Origin of the sequence: Mucilaginibacter sp., from assembly GCF_039207105.1 — a bacterium.
Taxonomy (GTDB): Bacteria; Bacteroidota; Bacteroidia; order Sphingobacteriales; family Sphingobacteriaceae; genus Mucilaginibacter.
In genome coordinates this window covers 1-2,652 of record NZ_JBCECK010000205.1, presented here as the reverse complement: position 1 = coordinate 2,652, position 2,652 = coordinate 1, and the positions used below count along the sequence as shown (strand labels likewise).

The 2,652-nt window shown below is 42.8% G+C and carries 1 protein-coding gene; it reads left to right on the top strand.

Going from position 1 to position 2,652, the window contains the following annotated elements:
- The first annotated feature begins 127 nt into the window (after positions 1–127).
- Positions 128–2,404 (top strand): GH92 family glycosyl hydrolase, encoded by a 2,277-nt coding sequence (locus AAGC65_RS23625; RefSeq protein ID WP_343114933.1) that lies wholly within the window; start codon positions 128–130, stop codon positions 2,402–2,404.
- The last annotated feature ends 248 nt before the right edge of the window (positions 2,405–2,652 follow it).

Below are 2,652 nucleotides of genomic sequence, written 5' to 3'. Positions count from 1 at the left end.
CGGCAGAATGGTTCAAAAATTAAATCATTAAATACCGAATTATCCGTTTATAATAAACAATTAAGTACTGATGTGTATGTTTGAAAAGAAATTGTAAAACCTCAGTACTGTATTCTATAAAACAATAATGAAAAAACAACTTTGTTTAGCCGGTTTACTGGCACTCGTTAATTTAAGCTCGTTTGGTCAGGCGCATAAACCCGCCGTAACTGCCAAAGCGGGCAGCCTTACCCAATATGTTGACCCCTATATTGGTACCGGCTTTCATGGTCACGTTTTTGTGGGTGCCAGCGTGCCTTTTGGCGCAGTACAGTTAGGGCCAACCAATATATCACAAGGCTGGGACTGGTGCTCGGGTTATCATATATCTGATTCAACCATTGTTGGGTTTCAACATACGCACCTGAGCGGTACAGGTATAGGTGATCTGGGTGATATCTCATTTATGCCTACCACGGGGGAGATTAAAGTAACTAAGGGAACCATTAAAAACCTGCAAAGTGGCTATACTTCACTATTCAGCCACAAAGATGAAGTGGTAAAGCCCGGCTATTATAAAGTAAAGTTAAAACGTTATGATATTGGTGTGGAGCTTACTTCAAGCACCCGGGTGGGTATGCACAAATATATCTTCCCGGCATCAAAGGACGCACATATCGTGATCGACTTACAGGAAGGTATAGGCTGGGACAGGCCAATGGAAACATACATTACCCAGGTTGATAAAAACACCGTTAGTGGCTACCGTTTTTCAAAAGGCTGGGCGGTTGATCAGCGCATTTATTTTACCGCCGTATTTTCAAAACCTATCAAAACTTTTGCAGTGTATGATAGTACCGCTACTGCTTCGGGTACGGAGTTAAAAGGCCGTAAGGTAAAAGGTGTGATCAGCTTTAGCACTACTAAGGGTGAGGTTGTTTATGCCAAGGTAGGTATATCGCCGGTGAGCTCGGCCAATGCTATGCTGAACATCAAAACGGAGATACCGGGATGGGATTTCAATAAAGTAGTTGCCGATGCTGATAAAGCCTGGAATATCCAGCTGCAAAAGATCACTATTAAAGCTGATTCATTATCGCAGATGAAAAAGTTTTATACCGCTTTTTATCATACCATGATAGCGCCATCAATATTTAATGATGTTAACGGCGAATACTGGGGAACTGATAAAAAAGTGCACAAAAACCAAGGCTTTAATAATGTTACCACGTTCTCTTTATGGGATACTTACAGGGCTAATAACCCTTTGTCAACCATTGTTCATCCGGAGCATACCAATGACATGATCAACTCTATGCTGGCTATTTATCAGCAGCAGGGGAGCCTCCCGGTTTGGCATTTAATGGCCAATGAAACCAATTGTATGGTGGGTTACAGCGCCGTACCTGTTGTTGCGGATGCTTTATTAAAGGGCTACAAAGGCTTTGATGCCAATTTAGCCTACGAGGCCATGAAAACTACCGCTATGGAAGATGCCCGCGGTATTAAGTATGTAAAACAATTAGGCTATATCCCTGCCGATAGCAGCAGGGAATCGGTTTCAATGGGTATGGAATATGCTATTGACGACTGGTGTATTGCCCAGGTTGCCAAAAAATTAGGCAAACAGGATGATTATGCTTACTTCAGCAAACGTGGTCAGTACTATAAAAACTACTACGATCCTAAAGCTGGCTTTGTTCGCGGCCGTTTATCAGAAACAGCATGGCGCACGCCTTACAGCCCATTCATCTCTATTCATGAGCGTGGCGATTTTACTGAAGGTAATGGCTGGCAATACACCTTCTTGGTACCTCAGGATGTAGAAGGTCTGATCAACATGTTAGGCGGCGAAGAAAAGTTCAACATCAAGCTTGATTCATTATTTATCGCGCAAGGTGATATGGGTAAGTTCAAATCGCCGGATGTGTCTGGTTTAATTGGTCAGTACGCGCACGGTAATGAGCCAAGCCACCCGATGAGCTATTTCTATGCTTATTCAGGCCAGCCATGGAAAACTGCCGAGAAAGTAAGATACATTTTAGATGATTTTTATACCGATAAACCGGATGGCATTATTGGTAATGAAGACGTAGGCCAGATGTCGGCCTGGTATGTGTTATCGGCTCTTGGTTTTTACTCAGTTAACCCGGCAAATGGCATGTATGTGTTCGGCAGCCCGATCATTAACGAGGCTACCTTGAAACTGCAGGGAAATAAGACCTTCCATGTTGTGGTTAAAAACAATGGTCCGCAAAACAAATACATCAATGGCATGCAACTTAACGGCAAAACCTATAATAAAACATGGTTTACCCACCAGGATATTATGAACGGTGGCGAACTGGTAATTACTATGGGCAGCAAGCCCGGCACCGTTTGGGGTGTAGGCGAAGCTAATAAAGCTATTTCCGTGCAGAAGTAATCAAATATTGGCTATATAAAAAAGCGCCTCAGGATAACCCTGAGGCGCTTTTTTATGTTTAAATTACTTGTCATAGCGAGCGTAGCGTGGCAATGGGCCCCCTCTAAATCTCCCCCAAAAGGGAGACTTTAAAAAATATTTTAAAGCCCTCTCCTTTGGAGAGGGTTGGGTGAGGCTCTTGCTTTGTCGTTTCTCCTCGCAATTGTAAGGGTTTAGTAATTCGGTAATAGAATTAGGTAATTATTTTT